Origin of the sequence: Gymnodinialimonas ulvae (assembly GCF_037543845.1) — a bacterium.
In the GTDB taxonomy this organism is placed as follows: domain Bacteria; phylum Pseudomonadota; class Alphaproteobacteria; order Rhodobacterales; family Rhodobacteraceae; genus Gymnodinialimonas; species Gymnodinialimonas ulvae.
Window position 1 is genome coordinate 255,183 of the sequence record NZ_JBBIFX010000004.1, and the last position, 15,162, is coordinate 270,344.

The 15,162-nt window shown below is 64.5% G+C and carries 16 protein-coding genes; 8 read left to right on the forward strand and 8 right to left on the reverse strand.

Going from position 1 to position 15,162, the window contains the following annotated elements; all coding sequences use genetic code 11:
* Positions 1–141: 141 nt before the first annotated feature.
* The 3 genes from V8J83_RS18360 to V8J83_RS18370 form a co-directional block, all read right to left on the reverse strand.
* Positions 142–936 carry an inositol monophosphatase family protein gene (locus V8J83_RS18360; RefSeq protein ID WP_339987950.1) on the reverse strand — a complete coding sequence of 265 codons (795 nt, stop codon included), beginning with the start codon at positions 934–936 and terminating at the stop codon, positions 142–144.
* Positions 937–1,011: 75 nt separating this feature from the next.
* Positions 1,012–1,767: a glycerophosphodiester phosphodiesterase family protein gene (locus V8J83_RS18365; protein ID WP_339987951.1), complete on the reverse strand. Its 756-nt coding sequence runs from the start codon at positions 1,765–1,767 to the stop codon at positions 1,012–1,014.
* Complete coding sequence (locus V8J83_RS18370) at positions 1,764–2,672, reverse strand: LysR family transcriptional regulator (protein WP_339987952.1); 909 nt, start codon at positions 2,670–2,672, stop codon at positions 1,764–1,766. Before V8J83_RS18370 ends, V8J83_RS18365 begins: the two co-directional genes overlap by 4 nt.
* 93 nt (positions 2,673–2,765) lie before the next feature.
* On the opposite strand from V8J83_RS18370, the gene metF reads away from it, so the two are divergent.
* The 5 genes from metF (at position 2,766) to argF (ending at position 7,514) form a co-directional block, all read left to right on the forward strand.
* A complete protein-coding gene (gene metF, locus V8J83_RS18375; RefSeq protein ID WP_339987953.1) occupies positions 2,766–3,635 on the forward strand; it encodes a methylenetetrahydrofolate reductase [NAD(P)H] in 870 nt (289 codons plus the stop codon).
* 92 nt (positions 3,636–3,727) lie between these two features.
* Positions 3,728–4,378, forward strand: a complete 651-nt coding sequence (locus V8J83_RS18380; protein ID WP_339987954.1) for an imm11 family protein — start codon at positions 3,728–3,730, stop codon at positions 4,376–4,378.
* A 365-nt stretch (positions 4,379–4,743) separates the two neighbouring features.
* Entirely contained in the window at positions 4,744–5,232 is a 489-nt protein-coding gene (locus V8J83_RS18385; protein ID WP_339987955.1) for a PaaI family thioesterase, read from the forward strand.
* Positions 5,233–5,312: 80 nt separating this feature from the next.
* Entirely contained in the window at positions 5,313–6,503 is a 1,191-nt protein-coding gene (locus tag V8J83_RS18390) for an aspartate aminotransferase family protein (protein WP_339987956.1), read from the forward strand.
* An 84-nt stretch (positions 6,504–6,587) separates the two neighbouring features.
* Positions 6,588–7,514: an ornithine carbamoyltransferase gene (gene argF, locus V8J83_RS18395; RefSeq protein WP_339987957.1), complete on the forward strand. Its 927-nt coding sequence runs from the start codon at positions 6,588–6,590 to the stop codon at positions 7,512–7,514.
* A 3-nt stretch (positions 7,515–7,517) separates the two neighbouring features.
* Here the strand turns inward: argF and V8J83_RS18400 are convergent, their stop codons facing one another.
* Positions 7,518–8,711, reverse strand: a complete 1,194-nt coding sequence (locus V8J83_RS18400; protein WP_339987958.1) for a T6SS phospholipase effector Tle1-like catalytic domain-containing protein — start codon at positions 8,709–8,711, stop codon at positions 7,518–7,520.
* A 144-nt stretch (positions 8,712–8,855) separates the two neighbouring features.
* Here V8J83_RS18400 and V8J83_RS18405 point away from each other — a divergent pair, with 144 nt between their 5' ends.
* From V8J83_RS18405 to V8J83_RS18415, 3 genes are all read left to right on the forward strand, one after another.
* Entirely contained in the window at positions 8,856–9,761 is a 906-nt protein-coding gene (locus V8J83_RS18405; protein WP_339987959.1) for a DMT family transporter, read from the forward strand.
* 159 nt (positions 9,762–9,920) lie between these two features.
* Positions 9,921–10,505 carry a GcrA family cell cycle regulator gene (locus tag V8J83_RS18410; RefSeq protein ID WP_339987960.1) on the forward strand — a complete coding sequence of 195 codons (585 nt, stop codon included), beginning with the start codon at positions 9,921–9,923 and terminating at the stop codon, positions 10,503–10,505.
* A gap of 126 nt (positions 10,506–10,631) precedes the next feature.
* The gene (locus tag V8J83_RS18415) at positions 10,632–11,123 is read left to right on the forward strand and encodes a YbbN family protein (protein WP_339987961.1); all 492 of its coding nucleotides are present in this window, start codon (positions 10,632–10,634) and stop codon (positions 11,121–11,123) included.
* Positions 11,124–11,133: 10 nt separating this feature from the next.
* Here V8J83_RS18415 and V8J83_RS18420 read toward each other — a convergent pair whose 3' ends face one another.
* From V8J83_RS18420 to V8J83_RS18435, 4 genes are read right to left on the reverse strand one after another with little or no spacing between them, the layout of a single operon-like run.
* Positions 11,134–11,958, reverse strand: a complete 825-nt coding sequence (locus V8J83_RS18420) for a hypothetical protein (RefSeq protein ID WP_339987962.1) — start codon at positions 11,956–11,958, stop codon at positions 11,134–11,136.
* The gene (locus V8J83_RS18425; RefSeq protein WP_339987963.1) at positions 11,915–12,727 is read right to left on the reverse strand and encodes a hypothetical protein; all 813 of its coding nucleotides are present in this window, start codon (positions 12,725–12,727) and stop codon (positions 11,915–11,917) included. The genes V8J83_RS18420 and V8J83_RS18425 overlap by 44 nt, the downstream gene beginning before the upstream one ends.
* A 38-nt stretch (positions 12,728–12,765) precedes the next feature.
* On the reverse strand, positions 12,766–13,275 hold the full coding sequence (locus V8J83_RS18430; protein WP_439649802.1) for a transglycosylase SLT domain-containing protein: 510 nt from the start codon (positions 13,273–13,275) through the stop codon (positions 12,766–12,768).
* A 4-nt stretch (positions 13,276–13,279) separates the two neighbouring features.
* Positions 13,280–15,121: an AsmA family protein gene (locus V8J83_RS18435; protein ID WP_339987964.1), complete on the reverse strand. Its 1,842-nt coding sequence runs from the start codon at positions 15,119–15,121 to the stop codon at positions 13,280–13,282.
* Positions 15,122–15,162: the final 41 nt, after the last annotated feature.

Consider the following 15,162-nt stretch of genomic DNA (forward strand, 5'->3'; position numbering starts at 1 on the left):
CGGCAGGACACCTCGCCGCCCCCTTGAAAAGGACCCCAAGGTTTGCCGCATATGCGCGCGGAAAATGCGGGGCACTGCACGGATTGCGCGGCGATCCGGCCCGCTCCCATCTCCGCACCCGCTCTCACTCACAGCCCTCGCTCAGTCGCGCGCGCGGATCACTTTGGAAAACGGACCGAACATCGGCTCTGACCCGGCAATCAAATGCCCATCGGCCAACAAGTCCTGATCCTCGCGGATCGGCTCCACAAAGGCCCCCGCCTCGCGCGCAATCAAGATCCCCGCGGCAATGTCCCACGGCTTGAGATTATACTCCCAATACCCCTCGAACCGCCCCGCCGCGACCCAGCACAGATCAAGCGACGCCGCCCCGTTGCGCCGCATACCCGAACACATCGGCATCAGCTTTCCCAAATCGCGCAACATCGCCGGAAGGTACTTGCCCCCATCGGGCGGCAGCCCGACGCCGAAAACCGCCTCCGACAGCTTCGAGCGCGCCGAAACCCGCAAGCGCTGGCTGTCGTTCAACCAAGCGCCCGCGCCCTTTTCGGAATAGAACATTTCGTCCTTCGGCGCGTCATAGACCACCGCCGCGACGATCTCGCCCTTGTGCTCCAGCGCGATGGAAATCCCCCAATGCGGCATCGCATGGAGGAAATTGGTCGTCCCGTCGAGCGGGTCCACGATCCAGCGCCGCGTCGGGTCCTTGCCCGCGATTTCGCCGCCCTCCTCGCCCAGAAAGCCGTAATTCGGCCGCGCAGCCATCAACTCTTCGCGGATGATCTCTTCGGCGGCGCGGTCCGCACGGCTCACGAAGTCGCCCGGCCCCTTGGCCGAAACCTGCAACTGCTCCACCTCGCGGAAGTCCTTCAAGAGGCTCCGCGACGCCAGACGCGCGGCCTTGATCATCACGTTGAGGTTGGCTGAGCCCTGCATGCGTCCCACTCTTTCAAAAACGTCCGCGCACCCGCGGCGTGTCGGTCCATCAGGCCGCGCGTATAGTGGGCGGGATCAGGAATGCCAAGCGCCCCGCGCGCGCAAAACATCGCGCAACACCGATGGCCTGTCGCTCATGATCCCGTCCACGCCCAGATCCAGCAATCGCTCCATCTCCGCGCGATCATCGACGGTCCAGACCTGCACCTTCACGCCGCGCTTGTGCGCCGCACGCACCACGCGCCGCGTCACCACCGGGATTCCGCGGAACGCGACCGGCACCTGCACCACCTGATACGGTAAACGCCCCACCGGCACGCCCCAGCCCGCCGACCAGAGCCGCGCCACTCCCGCATGGGCCGGCGACCAGCATAACCCGTCCCCCAAAATCCCCCGGATCGCCGCCGTGTTCTTGGGATCAAACGCGCCGACGCAGACCCGGTCCAACGCACCCGTCCGTCCGATCACCTCCGCCAATGGCCCTGCCACTGCATGCGCCTTCAATTCGATGTTGAAACAGGTCTCCGGAAAAGCCTCTAATACCGCATCCAGCCGGGGCACCGCCGCTCCCTTCGCCGTGCGCAGGCCCGCGATCTCGGACCAATCCATATCCGCCACCCTACGCGGTTCGCCAAACATACGCTTGAAATCATCGTCATGGTGCACCACCACCACGCCATCCCGGCTCAGATGGACATCCGTCTCGATATGGCGAAACCCCAGGCCCACCGCATAGGCAAAGGCCTCCGCCGTGTTCTCTTCCGCCTCCATCGCACCACCCCGATGCGCGAACCCGACAGGCCCGGGAAAATCCAGAAACGGATGTGTCATCCGCGCCTCTGCAACTTCAAAGGCTCTGTCCGGCATAACTTCAACACATGGCTCATGAACGGCTTGCCCGTATCCTCCGACCGGCTCGCCCCATAAAGCCGCCGCGTCACCCCGTCCTTTGTCAACGGCTTCGTCACGATGCTCTGCGACCCTCCCACATCGCGCACCACCCAATCGGGCAACACCGCCACCCCGCGCCCCGACGCCACCAGAAGAAGGATCACCGCCGACAATTCCACCTGCCGCACCGCCTTGGGCTCCACCCCCGCCGGGTTCAGCAACTGGCTGAACACATCCAGACGCGCCCGCTCCACCGGATAGGTGATCAAGGTCTGATCCACGAAATCCGCTGCCTCGACGAAATCCTTCGCGGCCAACGGATGATCCGCCGCACAGACAAACACCGGCTCGTAATCGAAAAGCGGCGTGAAATCGACACCCGCCAGATCCTCCGGGTCACTCGACACAACCAGATCCACATCCTGCCGCACCAACGCAGGCAAGGCCTCGAATTGCAGCCCCGGCCGAATGTCCACATCCACATCCGCCCAGGTCTTGCGGAACGCCTCCAACACCGGCAACAACCAATCGAAACAGGCGTGGCACTCGATCGCGATATGCAGCCGCCCCGCCTTGCCCGCACGCAGCCCGGTGAAATCCTCTTCCAACGCCGCGACCCTCGGCAGAACCTCTTCGGCAAGGCGCAGCATCTTCATCCCCGCAGGCGACAAGCGCATCGGCTTGGACCGCCGGATGAACAATTCCACCCCCGCCTGATCCTCCAACCCCTTGATCTGATGACTCAAAGCGCTCTGCGTGATGTGCAGGCTATCGGCCGCCTTGGCCAAACCACCCTCCTCATAGATCGCCTTGATCGTGCGCAGGTGGCGGAACTCGATATGCATAGGAAGCTCATATTGATGATGAAAGTTATGAATTTTGTATCATACCCCCTCTATGCGACACCTGTCCGCGACAGATCAAGGACCCCAATCGCCATGGCCACCGCCCCTCGCATATCGTTCGAATTCTTCCCTCCCAAATCGTTGGAGGCCTCGTTTCGCCTGTGGGACACGCTCGGCACCCTTGCGCCGCTTGGGCCGGAATTTGTCTCCGTCACCTATGGCGCGGGCGGCACGACCCGCAAACTCACCCATGAGGCCGTGACCACGATCCACGCCAATTTCGGCGTGCCCGTCGCCGCTCACCTGACCTGCGTGGACGCGACGCGGGCAGAAACGCTTGAGATCGCCGATCAATACGCCGCCGCCGGGGTCACCCAAATCGTCGCCCTGCGCGGTGACCCGCCCAAGGGCGCGGCCACCTTCACGCCCCATGCCGACGGCTTCACCTCCTCGGTCGAACTGGTCGAAGCGCTCGCCAATACCGGCAAATTCGACATCCGCGTCGGCGCCTACCCCGATCCGCATCCCGAAGCGGCCTCCATGGCCGATTGCGTGGACCACCTGAAGCGCAAGATCGACGCGGGCGCGACCTCCGCCATCACGCAGTTCTTTTTCGAGGCCGAGACCTTCTTCCGCTTCCGCGACGCCTGCGCCAAGGCCGGTATCACCGCCCCAATCATTCCCGGCATCCTGCCCATTGAAAACTGGTCAAACACCCGCCGCTTCGCCACCCGCTGCGGCGCATATATCCCCGGCTGGCTCGACCACGCCTTCGACGCCGCCACCCGCGACGACCGCGAAGAACTTCTGTCCACCGCACTCTGCACCGAGCTTTGCTCTGAATTGCAAGATGGCGGTGTTGAACACCTCCACTTCTACACCCTCAACAAACCAGACCTCACCCGCGACGTCTGCGCGGCGCTAGGGGTTGCGCCAAAGGTCGCGCTGGCCGAGGTGGCGTGACACCGCCCCAACCGGCCGTTCGCACACCAAAACCCGGCTTGATCCAAAGCCCCCGTCGCGTCACCCTCGCGCCAAAGACGGAGGCACCCAAGATGAACATCACCCCAATGGGCCATGTCTGGCATTCTGATGCACGACACCCGAAGCATGTCATCGGGTTCACCTGCGAAATGGCGACGGATTGGGACGCTTACCTTGGCCATCTTCAAATTTATCGCAGGGGCGAAATGGCTGCACGCCCGGATTTGCCCGACCGTATGTGGATTGCTGACGGTGCATCTCGAGCCGGCAAAGCTCTGAAGGCGCTGCCGGACACTTTTGTTGCGGCGGAGTATTTTGTTGTATCTCAGAGGGTCGCTGAAGTGATGGAGCGCTTCGACCTCGGCGGTTCTGCACTTCTGCCCGTTGCTCTCTCCAAGAAAGGAAACACAGACCCGTTCTGCGGATCCTACTACATCGTCCATTTAACCGAGCAAAAGGCAGCCTTTGATCCGGACAATTCGAATAATTTCGATAAGCCTCGTTACGAAGACGACACATATCTCGGTTCGGTTAGCCGTACGCGCAATAAGGATGACGATATTGTCTGTAACGCCTCTGCCGTTGTTGGCGTTGACCTCTGGACAGACCCCTTGCTGCTGACGTCGCTGATGCTCAGTGACCCGCTCTACCAAGCGCTTGCGGGAGAAGAATTGCTAAACAACGCCAATACACTGCGCTGCGTGGTGTCCGCCCCTTACTGACCGCGCCGCGCCTCGCCAAACGCGCCCCTTTCATCTTGCCAGAAAAACCTCGGGGGAGCCGCCTGTTTGTCGGCGCCCCTTCGGAGCGACGCGGGCGCCGGGGGCAGCGCCCCCCATACGGTGTCCGTCGCCGCATGGGCCAAGGTCAAAACCTGAGACACGGGCACAATTTGCACTTCACGAAGCCCACAATCATTTCTACAATCATAGAAATATCAGAAAATCTAACCCATTGATTTCATTCAAATCACCCTCCAAAATCCGCCATAATCAACCGTGAGCACGCGCGCACACACCGCCCCTCTTGCGCCCAAGGCGCGCCCGTGGCCTCCTCCATCCCACAAGAAACCCGCCCGGAGCCGCCCATGCCCACCCCCCACTACGCCGCCGATATCGAGGGCCTGCCCACCCGCGATCAGATGCTCTCGATGTCCGGCCTCGATTTCATGCGCGGCATTCTCAATGGCACCCTCGCCCATCCCCCCATCGGCCAGACCCTCGGCTACCACCTCGACACCGTCGAAGACGGCCGCGTGATTTTCCGCGGAACGCCTGCGTTCAAGGCGATGAACCCCATCGGCACCGTCCACGGCGGCTGGTACGGCACGCTGCTCGACAGCTGCATGGCCTGCGCGGTGATGACCAAGGTCCCCAAAGGCTCCGCCTACACAACGCTGGAGTACAAGGTGAACATCACAGCCGCGATCCCGGTGGGCACCGAAATCCTCGCCGAGGGCATCGTCAGCCACGCAGGCCGCACCACCGGCGTCGCCGAAGGCACGATCCGCGACGCCGCCACCGGCAAGCTTTACGCCACCGGCTCCACCACCTGCCTGATCATGGCGCTCACTTGACCCCACCACCATCCTTGAATTGACTTGGGCAGTGCCCCGGTGCAAACCGACGCCTTCTTTCAACCCATGGAGACGTACAGATGATCTCGCCGGTCCTGCCAAGCTACAGCCGCGCCAACCTCTCCTTCGTCAAAGGCGAAGGGGCATGGATGATCGAGGCAGATGGCCGACGTTTCCTGGATTTCGCCAGCGGGATCGCGGTGATGGCGCTCGGCCATGGGCATCCCAAAGTCGTCGAGACCCTCAAGGCGCAGGCCGACCAACTCTGGCACACCTCCAACCTCTACACCGTCCCGCAACAAACCGCGCTGGCCGAACGGCTGGTCGAGCATACGTTCGCGGACACGGTGTTCTTCTGCAATTCCGGCACCGAAAGCGCGGAGTTGGCCTTCAAGATGGCGCGCAAATACTGGGACGCCAAAGGCCAGCCCGAGCGCACCACGATCCTCGCCTTCGACGGCGCGTTCCACGGCCGCTCCATCGCCGCCATTTCTGCGGCGGGTCAGGAAAAGCTTGTCAAAGGCTTCGGCCCACTCGCCCCAGGTTTCCGGCAACTGCCTTTCGGCGATCACGACGCCCTGCGCGCCGCCGCCGCCGAAGCGGATGTCGGCGCCATCATCGTCGAACCCATCCAGGGCGAGAGCGGTATCAGACCGCTTCCCGATCAATGCCTCAAGGGCCTGCGCGACCTCTGCGACGAACATGGCCTCTTGCTGATCCTTGATGAGATTCAATGCGGCATGGGCCGGACCGGCAAACTCTTCGCCCACGAATGGGCGGGTATCTCGCCCGACATCATGATGGTCGCCAAGGGCATCGGCGGCGGCTTCCCCCTCGGCGCGCTCCTGGCCACCGAAGAGGCCGCCCAAGGCATGACCCCGGGCACCCACGGCTCCACCTATGGCGGCAATCCCTTGGGCTGCGCGGTCGGCGCGACGGTGATGGATGAAATCACATCCGATGGCTTTCTCGATTACGTGAACCGCAAAGCCGGCTTCCTGCGCCAGAAACTCGAAGGCCTCGTTGCCGCCCATCCCGACATCTTCGAAGAGGTCCGCGGCACGGGCCTCATGCTCGGCCTCAAATGCAAGGCCACGAACCTCGACGTCGTGACTGCGGGCTACGACAACGACCTGCTCACCGTTCCCGCTGGCGATAACGTGGTGCGCGTCCTGCCCGCTCTGACAATCACCGAAGACGAGATCTCCGAAGGTATCACCCGCCTCGACGCCGCCGCCACCGCTTTGGAAGGGCGCGCTGCGGCGCAATAGCCCGCCCTCTTTGCTTTCCAAATACCTCAGGGAGCGCGAGGGGCAGCGCCCCTCGTTCAATCCCCCAGCCAAAAGCGTCCCGCCATGACCCATTTTCTCGATATCCACAAGACCGACCCCGATGATCTACGCCATATCATCGACCACGCGATCGACATGAAAACCGCCCGCGCGGGCCTGCCCAAAGGGACGCTCGATGCGGACCAACCCCTCGCCGGGCACATGGTCGCGCTGATCTTCGAAAAACCCTCCACCCGCACCCGCGTGTCCTTTGACCTCGGGGTGCGGCAGATGGGCGGGCAAACCATGGTCCTGAGCGGGTCGGAGATGCAGCTCGGCCATGGCGAAACCATCGCCGACACCGCCCGCGTGCTGAGCCGCTACGTCGACCTGATCATGATCCGCACGTTTGAGGAAGAAGTCCTTCTGGAAATGGCCGACCACGCCACCGTGCCGGTCATCAACGGGCTGACGAACCGCACCCATCCCTGCCAGATCATGGCCGATGTGATGACCTATGAGGAACACCGTGGCCCGATCCGTGGCAAGAAGGTCGTGTGGTGCGGCGATGGCAATAACGTGTTCGCCTCTTTCGCCCATGCGGCAGGCCAGTTTGGCTTCGACCTGACGTTTTCCGGCCCCGAAACGCTCGATCCCGAACGTGTTTTCCTGGACCAGGCTCGTGCAAAAGGCGTCTCCGTCGAGATCGAGCGCGACCCCGCCAAGGCCGTCGACGGCGCCGATCTTGTCGTCACCGACACCTGGGTGTCGATGCATGACAGCCAGACCGCGCGCGAGCGTCGCCACAACCAACTCCGCCCCTATCAGGTCAACGAAGCGTTGATGGGCCACGCCCAATCGGACGCGCTGTTCATGCATTGCCTGCCCGCGCATCGCAACGAAGAGGTCACCGATGCCGTCATGGATGGCCCACAATCGGTGATCTTCGACGAGGCCGAGAACCGCCTGCATGCGCAAAAGGCGATCATGCGCCACTGCCTCGGTCTTTGACGCTCAGGCGAAATCCCTGTCCATGCCGTCCCGCGGCCGCTGCGACCCAAAGGCGGCGGCCAATTCCGTCTCGACCCGCTTGAGGCTCCCGGGGCGGTAGCGGGATTTGGTCGTCTTGCCCGCCCACCGCGTCGTCACCGAAGCGTGCAATTCCTCCATCCGCGCCGGCCCCGTGCGGTCCACCGGGCGCAGGTTCGTGATCCAGTTCCCCAACCCCTTGCGCGGCTGGGAGAAATTGTGAAGCGGTCCCATCGGGTTCATCTGCCGCTGAACCGCCTGCCGCTCGACCGGATCGAAGGTCAGGCCCGCCGCCTGCGCGCCATCGATCATCCAATTCAACGCGATGCTCGACAGGTCGAGGATATCCCCCCCGCCCCCGACCGAGCCGTGATCCCCAAGGAAAAACCGCTCCTGATAGCGCGCGTCGGGCCCCTCACTGAACGGCAGCACTTCATCCGCAAGCGTCCAGCGCGTGGGCGCAAAACTGGCGCGCCGTTCATCGAGCGCAATCGCATGGCGCGCGGAATGCACCAACCGCGACAGCTTCGTGTTGTGGAACGCGTATTTCCTGCGGTTCAAAAGCGGCGCCACAAGCAGGTGATTGGGCACCCCCAACGCCCCGACCGTATCCCACACACCAAGGTAGGCGATGTTGACCAGCGGCGCCTCCGGCATGTTCTCCGCCGCGCGATGCTCGGCCTCCTTCGGACTTGTCACACCGCGCAGCGACATCCGCGACCGGAAGTGAAAGCTCTCCACGTGATCGGGGTGGGTCTTCGGATCATCGCGCCTGCGATAGCGCGCAACCGCTTCGGGCAGCAACCACAGGCGGTCGCGGTCGATGATCCCCGTCGAGCGGATGAACCCGGCCAATGAGCGCGCCGTGAACGCGCCGCGGGAAAAGCCGAACAGGTAGATCTCATCCTGTGGCTCATGCAGGAACACGATGTGGCGATAGGCCTCTACGACATTGTCCATCAGGCCCCAACCCAACGCCCCGCCAAGAACCTTGTCCGACCACCGCGCCAACCGCGTCACACCGCGCCCGGTGCCAACCCCTTCGATGTAGATCGGGACCTGCACGACCCCATCCGCGCCCACCGGTGCGAGCGCGCGGGCAAGGCGCACAACATTGGTCGGGTTGGCGGCATCCGAACGGTTCCAGGTCCCGTCGCACAGAACCACGATGCGTTTCATGGCGGCGATCCTTTGTTGCTGGTGTCGCCCACACGATACCAGAACCCGACCCCGCGCGAAATGCTTGCGCCTGCGGCCCGATTGCGGCACCCCCAGGGTACGCCTCTCCCGTGCCGAGACCCCCTCCCTGTGCCACGATCGCCAATGCCTGACATCGCCCCCATCCTTCCGTCGCAGGCGCGCGCGGTGGCGTTCATGCTCTGCGCCACGGCGTTCATCGCCGCGACGACGCTTTTGGCCAAGGCGCTCGGGACGGATACCTTGGGCGATCCCCTGCATCCCGTGCAGGTCACGTTTGGCCGCTTCCTGTTTGCCTGGATTGCAATTGTCACCATCGTCGCCATCACCCGCCCGAACCTGACCCGCCCGAATCTGGGCCTGCACCTGAGCCGGACGCTGTGCGGCGCGACCGGCGTGACGCTGATGTTTGCCGCCGCCGCCGCGATCCCGCTGGCCGATGCCACGGCGATCAGCTTTCTCAACCCGGTCTTCGGCATGATCCTTGCGATACCGCTTCTGGGCGAGCGGGTTGGCAAATGGCGCTGGCTCGCCGCCGCCATCGCCTTCACCGGTGCGCTTATCCTGATCCGGCCCGGCGCTGGCAGCGTGCAGCTTGGCGCGCTTCTGGCGCTGGGTGCGGCCCTCGCGCTTGGACTTGAGTTGACCTTCATCAAGCGTCTTGCCGGCCGCGAGCGACCGCTCCAGATCCTGCTTCTGAACAACACCATCGGCCTTGCGATCATCAGCGTCGCGGTACTTGCCGTCTGGCAAAGCCCCACGCCCTCGCAATGGGTCGCCCTGGCCGCCCTCGGCTTCGCCATGGCCGCCGCGCAGGCCTGTTTCGTGAACGCCATGGCCCGCGCCGACGCAAGCTTCGTGACGCCGTTCTCCTACCTGACCCTTGTGTTCGCGACCCTCTACGATCTTGCGGTCTTCGGCACCGTGCCCACCGGGGTTTCGCTTTTGGGAGCCGGCATCATCATCGCGGGCGCCGCCCTTCTGGCATGGCGTGAGCGGGTCAATCAGCTCACACCAACACCGACCCCCTAAAGCCTGCAGCGCGCCCACCGTCGCCAACCCGCACAGCTTCGCCTTGCCACCACCGGCCCGACCGATAGAATAGGGCTTCCTTTCCGGGCTGCGCGACACCATATGTGCTGACCCAATGACCGCCGCGCATCACCCGCGCCCCAAAATCGGAACGCATGCATGTCCTGGACCGACGAACGTGTCGAATTGTTGAAAAAGATGTGGGGCGAAGGCCAGTCGGCCAGCCAGATCGCCAAGGAACTGGGCGGTGTCACGCGCAATGCCGTGATTGGCAAGGTACATCGGTTGGGCCTTTCGAACCGCTCCGGCGGTGGGGGCACCTCGGCCCCGTCCAAACCCGCCGCCGCGAAGGAGGCCCCGCCGCCACCCAAGGCGCAGGCGGCCCCAAAGCCCGCCCCCGAAACCAAGGCCGCCGAGCCCGCACCAGTGCCGGCGCCGCGCCCGTCCAACGTGACGCCGCTGCGCAAGCCCATCGCGCCCGCCGGGCAGCCGCTTCCGCCGCAGCCATCCGCCAATGAGATCAGCCCCGAGGCCCTTGCCAAGGTCAACGAGGTCGAGAAGCACGCCAAGCGGATCAGCCTGATGGAGCTGACCGAGCGGGTCTGCAAATGGCCCATCGGCGACCCGGCGACCGAGGATTTCTATTTCTGCGGTCTGCCGGTGCAACAAGGCAAACCCTATTGCGACGCCCATGTCGGGGTCGCCTTCCAACCGATGTCCTCGCGCCGTGACCGCCGCAGGTAATTGTCCGCACGCACCCGCCTGGGACGGCCCGGGTCGGTGGCAGCCCCTGATCAAGCTTTTGTGACTGGCACCTCGAACGCGACTGGCCCTAGGGTTCCCAACAGCCTCGGGGAAGGATCGTTCGGCATGGCACGCAAGACCAAGAAAACCCGCAAATCTCGCGCGGCCTTCAATGCGCCCACGCCCACGCCCGGGGTGACCCGCCGCGGCACGTTGCGCCTTCTGCGCGGCGCTGCCATCGCAGTGCCAGCCGTGGGCCTCGCCGGGTATTTCGGCACCGGTTATGTTCGGGCGTCAATCTGCGAGTTCGACCTCACCAAGATCGGCGACGGTCTTCCGTCAATCGTGCAGGTCCACGACCCGCAATGCCCGCTCTGCAGCGCCCTGCAACGCCAAACCCGGCGCGCCCTGCGGCCCTACAACGCCGATGATTTCCATTTTCTCGTGGCCAATGTTGCCACGCTGGACGGTCGGCTGTTTGCCCAAAACCACGGCGTGTCCCATGTGACACTGGTGCTGCTCGACGGGGACGGGCGGCATGTCGGAACGCTGCATGGCCCGATTGACGACGATAACCTGCGCGCGTCGATTGCCGCGCATCTGGACGAATACGGCTAGGCCCCGCGCGTCAGTCGCGCCGCCCCACCAGACCGGTCAAAGCAGCGGCGCCCACGGCGGCAATCACGATGCCCGCGATCTGGAAAAACCAGCGGCTGTAGAACGCCAGATTGCCCCAGAACGCCACAGGTGTCGCGCGCCATGCCTCTTCCTGACCCAACGCATCCAACGGCGGGACAAGGTCCAATCCGTAAAGCCACCATGTGAACGTCTCGTAATCTCGCGCGGCGGCGCTCTCTAGCCACATCGCCAATGCGGGCCTGTCGTCGGGCGGGTCCGCAACTGCGGCGATCCAATCAGGCGACGTCATCACAATCGCCGAATTCGGCGCGAAATGCCCCGCCTCAAACGCCATGTGGTTGATCCCGCCCGCCGCAAGGATCAGGGCGAGCACCCACCATAGCGCCAAAGCCGGACGGTGGCCGTAGCCGAACACCCACCCGAACAAGGCATCGCGCAGGCCCAAACATAACATCCAAAGCCACGCCACCAATCCTTGTGGGCTGGTGTTCTGCGCCCAAATCCGATCCCGCACGGCCTTCCGCTGCCGCCGCTCCCGGTCCACCAAGACACGCGCCGCGCCGTCCCGGTTGCCCTGTTCGCGCAGGATTTTGGCAAGCTGCACATGGGGCTGCGGGTCAAAATTCGGCCCGACGTCCTTGTCGACATCCATCGCGTCGCACGCGCAGTCGAGCCACTCCAGCCGCTTTTGCACCGACATGGATCCTTCCATCCGGTCGTAGCTGAACCCGTCCAGCTTGAGCGTTCCGACCCCGTCCCATGCCGCCCAATCATCGCGCAATGACCCTGCTCGCGCCTCGGTCAGGTCCACCACGCCCCGCGCCCCTTTGACGGATTTCCAAAACAATCCCCCCCCCGATCCGCGCGCCCTCAAGGTCGATTCCCACCTCGATCCAGGGCGCAGTGCCGTCCAATGGTTCGATGCGAAGGTTGCCCGCAATCTGTGCCCGAACGAAATCCACGCGTCCCTCCGCCTCGAACCCACCGCGCAGGAATACATCCGCCCCGATTTCCGCCGCATTGCAATTCAGCGCGGGGCCCGACTTCGCCAGGAACTTGCCATCAACGCAGGACAATGCCCCGCCGATCCGTGCGCCGCCGAGGTCTACGGGACCATCGGCGCGGAAGCCACCCCGCAGGTGCACATCTCGCGCCGTGGTCAGGCGGTGCAGGTCCACCTCACCGAGCAGGTGTGACCCGGTCAGGTAGAGCGCCCCTATTCTTGCATCGCGCAGCGTGACGGGGTGTTCAAATCGGCAATTGTGCAAGGACAGGTCGAGGGAGGAGGTGCAGGCCTCAAGGTCCAGCTTCCCCTCGATCCAGCCCCCCTCGATATGGACGCCCTTCGGATGCGGGCGAAATCCGCCGTCCTCGTCCGAGCCGCCCCACATCAGGTAGCGGATAAATTCCGCCCGCACCTTTCGGTCGTCATCATCGCAATCCTCGGGCAGGTCCGATTTGCCCACCAGAACAGCCGCGCGGCCCAACTTGCACTCTTTCCACAAATCCTTTTCCAGCGCGCTCCACGTGTCGCGCGCAGGCAGGTCTTTGACCGAGCGCTGATGAACCGGTGTTCTTTCCATCCCTCAGAGGTAGCCATCCCCTTGGCGTGGCGCAACTTTTACCGACAGTGCCGCGCGACCTCGCGCGCGCGCAGGCCCGTTTCCACCAGCATGCACCGATCCCGCGCCTCGAAGTAATACCCGCGCGCGTACCACATGACCGCCGCGTCCATGTCGCCGTCACTGACCAGCCACGCCCCGCGCAAATACCGCCCCGCGTATTCGAGGTTCACGCGCGGATCGAGAAGGTCGTTGGGCGCGCCTTGAAAGCCCATTGTTCGCGCCGTTTCCGGCAGGATCTGCATCAACCCGTAATACGGCCCCGCCCGCGCATCGGCGCGGTAATCGCTTTCGCGTTGGATCACCCGGTGCAAAAGCGCCACCGGTATGTCGTGCCGCGCCGCGTACTCGTTGACCAAGGCGCGCATTTCCGGCGTCTCGCCGGGGTAAAGGTCGGCCGTCGGCGCAACCGAAGCGCCACCTGCGGCGCGTTCACCGCGCTCGAACAGGCCAAAGCCCCCGCAGGCCGACAGGCTCAGGCAAAGGGTCACGGTCAATACCGGTCTCAATGGCTCACTCCTCGGTCTCAATTTCCAAATCAGGCGCGGTCTCTGCGCCGTCGTCCGCGGCCCCCGCACCCAGCGGCCCGCCCAGAATTCGCGCAACCTCCGCCGCGCGTGCCCGTTCGGCAGCGGCGGCGGCGGCCCGCGCTTCCAAAGCTGCCGCGTCCGGCACAATCTCCAACCCGTCCCAAGGCCCCGAAATCACCACCGGCACAGGCAATTCGCGCGGGGGCCAACGCTCCGGCACCAGCCGCAACGCCACCTCGCGCCGCGCCAGATCAACACGCCCCTCGCCAATCAACGAGCCCCATAACGCATCCAATCGCAGCTCCTCACCGATGACCACCCCGCCACGGATCCGGACCTCGGACAGCAGACGATCAAACTCCGTCGCCTCCGCTCGCTCACGCGCATTCAACGCCACGCCGCGCAGATCCACACCCTCAAGCCGCCCCTGACCAAGGCTCAGATCACCCTCCCCTTCCAGCCCGTCAAGAAGCGTGAACAGGTCGTCGCCGACCCCCAGAAATTCGATCGACGCGGACCCCCGGCCGGCCAGCGGCGCGGTGCCCAACAATGCCTGCAAAAGCGGCGCGGCCTGCGCATTCGCCAACAAGAGATCGCCCCCGACGGACAGGCCCCCGCGCCCGTTGACAACGAACTGCCCGGCCAATTGCCCCTCCGCCAGCTCGACACGGGCCACGTCGACCACCATCCGCCCCCGCGTCAGGCCAACCCGCAGATCCAGGCCCTGCAAGTCCAACGCCCCAAGGCTCAGCGCCTCGGCCCGCACCGTCAGATCCGCGTCCAGCGCGAACAAGCCGCTGACGTCATAGGGCGCGCGCGACCACGTCCCGTCCGGCGCAAGACCGCTCAATCCCAATGCGGTATCCAACCCGATTTGCCCGCCCGTGATCGTGCCGCGCAGCAGCGGGCGCTGCTCACCGGGCACCAGATCGAAGGCCGCATTCAATCTCGTCTCGCCCAATCCCACGACCCCGTCGCGCAGGTGGAGCGAACCGCCTTCCGCCGTAGAAATCGTGCCGCTGACGGCCACCCGATCCCCCACCAATCGTGCTACTCCTTCGGGCATTTCGCGACCGGTAAGCGCAAGCACCGGGGCCAGATCGGTGGCCTCCATCTCGACCGAGCCCTCCGCGCCGCCGCTCAATGCCGCGCGACCGTTGAACTGCGCCTGCCCCGCGCCCCAGACCAGATCCAATCGCACCGGCTGCTCAGTGCCTTCGAAAAACCGGGCTGCTTGCGTGATCGTACCCGACAGCTCCATCACCTCGCCCTGCGCCACGCCCGAGGCGGTGAAGGCAGCCGATCCGCTTGCCCCTTCGTCGAGGTCAACGCGCGCCGAAACCCGCCGCAAATCGACCCCGCCGCCCGTACCCGCGTCTTCGTATCGGATCCGCGCGTCCTGCATCACCGCCTGTCGCAGGACCAACGGCAGCAGCGAGGTCTCCCCGTTCCGCCACGACATCCGACCGTCCTCGGCGCGGATCAAATTCAACGCAGCGCCGGTCAATTCGATGCGGTCGACGCTCCCCTCACCGCCGAAAAGCGAGCTCCAGCCCACACGCAAGGTCGCAGCCTCCGCCCGCAACAAAGGGCGCGGCCCGGCCCAGTCTGGGTTTGCAACCTCCAACCCGGCCACCGAGATCATCAGATCGGGCCACAACGTCGGGCGGGTGGCCGCCTCGATGGTAATCTCGCGCCCCGTCTCGGACGTCAGACGATCCAGCGCGACCCGTGCCAAACGCTCCGCCGGAAGCGCCAGAAAGACCACCAGCACCATCAAGGCCAGAACGGCGATGGATCCCAGAATTGCGAAAAGAAGACGCATCGCTTGGTGTCTCTGCCTTTGACCATGCCGCTGCTCGAACC